1 protein-coding gene and 1 pseudogene are annotated in these 3308 nt (G+C 63.5%); one reads left to right on the top strand and one right to left on the bottom strand.

Features of this window, described 5'->3' with window-relative positions:
* Nucleotides 1-734, top strand: a pseudogene (locus Q1K49_RS12860) (cupredoxin domain-containing protein); the annotation flags it as partial.
* 473 nt (nucleotides 735-1207) lie between these two features.
* Here the strand turns inward: Q1K49_RS12860 and Q1K49_RS12855 are convergent.
* The gene (locus tag Q1K49_RS12855; protein WP_300526406.1) at nucleotides 1208-3238 is read right to left on the bottom strand and encodes a urocanate hydratase; all 2031 of its coding nucleotides are present in this window, start codon (nucleotides 3236-3238) and stop codon (nucleotides 1208-1210) included.
* Nucleotides 3239-3308: the final 70 nt, after the last annotated feature.

The following is a 3308-nucleotide window of genomic DNA, read 5'->3' as shown; positions in this document are numbered from 1 at the left end:
TCTCCCGACTCGCGGGGCGCATCGCGGGAGCGCTCGTCCTCATGGCGGCGCTCTACAACGCAAACGCCCAGCTCAATGTCCTGGGCATGCCCTCCTTAAGCGATCTGCCCTTCTTCCGCACCGCACCGGAACAGGCCTCCGCCGTGGCCCTCTCTCCGGAGACTCCGGCGACAGCCCGGGCAACTCCCGCATCGCGCTTCCCGAACGACGCGGGGATCACGGGAAGTACCTGCTGCACCGTGGAACCCGAAGCTCCTGCGCCCTCTCCCCCGAGCGGACGCTTTCCGAGCGATGCGGGGTTCGGCATCTCCTGCTGTTCCGTCGCGGAACCCGGCGCAGCCTCTCCGGGCAGCTCATGCTGCACCGCCGATGCCGCGCCGGGCGGAAACCCCGTCACCGGAGGGCCCGCACCGACGGGTGCGCCACTCCGCTCCGAGACGCCACCTCCCCAGGCGATGCAGGCGGTACAGCGCATCATCATGGCCGCCGGAGCCCGAAGCTACACGCCGAACGTCTTCCAGGTGAAGGCGGGCGTCCCCGTGCGCTGGGAGATCACGGACGGTGGATTCAGCGGCTGCACCAACGCCGTCATGGCCAGGGGGCTCTTCAACGGAACGCTCCCCCTCGTCCGGGGAGGCACGGCGGTGGCGGAGTTCACCCCGGAAAAACCGGGGCGCTACAAGTTCAGTTGCTGGATGGGCATGGTCTCGGGAATCATCGACGTTCTTCCATAGGGAAGCTCTGATCACGTAGGATTCGTCCTCTCCCGATTGCAGATCGCATCGCGTTTTTCCGAAATCGGCGCGGCATTTTTCAGAGCTTCCCTGAAGAAAGACCTTTCGCTTTCCCTTATCCCTTGACTCGGGTCGCATCAGGCTCAGCGAGGCGTCCTGCGGGGCCAGCGTAGCCTTCTTCAGAGGTTCCATAAAACTTACAATGTAGAAGGAAACTTGCCCTGCAAAACCGACGTTCCACGTCGATTCCATAGAACTCATAGTCATGGAAGCCATTCCCGAACGGGGAGAAACAAAACAGGCAAAACAGCGGGGCGGAGGATCGGAGCAAAGATGACGCGGCATCCCTCCGGAAGAGCAAACCCTTTCCGGATCGAAAGAGAGCCGGAGCCCGAAAGAACGGACTCCGGCGTTCTCGTGACTTCTTCTGTGGACCTCCTCCGGCGTACCGGAATCTCCGGCGCGATCCTATCCTACCGCTCCTCGATGCCTTCCACGGCGCGGGCCACAAGCTCATCCGCCACGTGATAGGGGAGGGTGATGTGGTAACTTCCCTCGTACTTGGCGTTGACCTCGCGCCCCACCTCCTCCGCGTGTTCGCAGCGGGCCCAGGCCCTGCGGGCGACGCCGCCCAGCACGTCCCACATCATGGCGGAGCGCAGAATGCGGTCGGTCCGTTCCGAGCCGTCGAGGAGCATGCCGAATCCTCCGTTGATGGCCTTGCCGATACCCACGCCGCCGCCGTTGTGGAGCGCACAGAGCGTCATGCCCCGAGCGGCGTTGCCGGCGAAGCACTGAACGGCCATGTCGGCGCAGATGTTGCTGCCGTCTTTGATGTTGGAGGTCTCGCGGTAGGGAGAGTCGGTGCCGGAGACATCGTGATGATCTCTTCCCAGCATGACGGGACCGATCTCTCCGTTGCGGACCATCTCGTTGAACTTCAAGGCGATCTTCGTCCGCCCCTCCGCGTCCTGGTAGAGAATGCGGGCCTGGGTTCCCACGACGAGGCGGTTCTTCTCGGCATCGCGGATCCATACCCAGTTGTCGTAGTCCTGGGCGCGCCGGTCCGGATCGATGCACTCCATGGCGGCCCGATCGGTTCTGCGAAGGTCCTCGGGGTTGCCGCTCAGGCAGACCCAGCGGAAGGGACCGTAGCCGTAGTCGAAGAGAACCGGCCCCATGATGTCCTCCACGTAGGAGGGCCAGACAAATCCCTCGTAGGTGTTCTCGCCGTTCCGGCAGATCTCCTTCACTCCCGCGTCAAAGACAGCCCGCATGAAAGAATTGCCGTAGTCGAAGAAGTAGGTTCCCCGCCCGGTGAGCACCTTGATGAGTTCGTAATGCCGGCGGAGGGTTTCGTCCACCCGACGGCGGAACTCCTGCGGGTCGCGGTGAAGCATGTCGGTGCGCTCCTCGAAGGTGAGCCCCACGGGACAATACCCGCCGTCGTAGGGAGCATGGCAGGAGGTCTGGTCCGAGAGAAGGGGGATCGTCACGCCATGATCCACGGCGTACTGGAGCAGATCGACGATGTTGCCGTGATAGGCGATGGAGAGGGGCTCGCGTTTTATCAGGGCTTCGTCGGCCAGCGCGAAGGCCTCCTCGCAGCTCTCGGCGACCCGGCTGACCCACCCCTGGCTGTGGCGGGTCTCGATGCGCGAGGCGTCCACCTCGGCCACGATGCCCACGCCTCCGGCGATCTCGATGGCCTTGGGTTGGGCGCCGCTCATGCCCCCCAGGCCGGAGGAGACGAAGAGAATCCCTGCGAGGTTCTCCTTGGGACCGACGCCGAGCCGCTGCCGTGCGGCGTTGAGGAGCGTATTGTAGGTTCCGTGCACGATTCCCTGAGGACCGATGTACATCCACCCTCCGGCGGTCATCTGGCCGTAGTTGCTCACGCCGAGCTGCATGGCCCGGTGCCATTCGGCCTGGCTGTCGAAGAGGCCCACGAAGAGTCCGTTGGTGAGGATCACCCGGGGCGCCTCGGGGTGGGACTTGAAGAGGCCGAGGGGATGTCCGCTCTCCAGGACGAGGGTCGTGTCCTCGGTGAGCTGTTCCAGATATTTTTTGATGAGACGGTACTGGAGCCAGTTCTGGCAGACCTGCCCCGTCTCGCCGTAGGTAACCAGCTCGTAGGGATAAAGGGCGACCTCGAAGTCCAGGTTGTTGTCGATCATGACCTGGAACGCCTTGCCCGCCAGGCATTTCCCCTCGTATGCGTCGATGGGCTTGCCCCAAATGCGCCCCGCCGGACGATAGCGATAGGCGTAGATGCGTCCTCTGGTGCGAAGTTCCTCCAGAAATTCCGGGGCCAGCATCTCGTGCAACTCCTCCGGAACGTAACGGAGGGCATTCCGAAGAGCAAGCTCCGTCTCCTTCCGGCTCAGGGTCCATCCCCGATCCGGCGCCCGCCGGATTCCGGAAACGAACTCCGGATGCTCGGGAAACACCGCGTCGAGTCTGATGGTCATGGCCCGCTCGTTCAGTCCGTTCACCTCATGCATCCTGAAAACCTCCTTCGGTACGGAATCGGGGCATCTCTTCAAAAAACACGACCGCCGTCGCCCCGTCTTT

This window comes from Aminiphilus sp. (assembly GCF_029975095.1).
Lineage (GTDB): Bacteria > Synergistota > Synergistia > Synergistales > Aminiphilaceae > Aminiphilus.
This window is presented reverse-complemented; position numbering and strand designations above follow the sequence as displayed.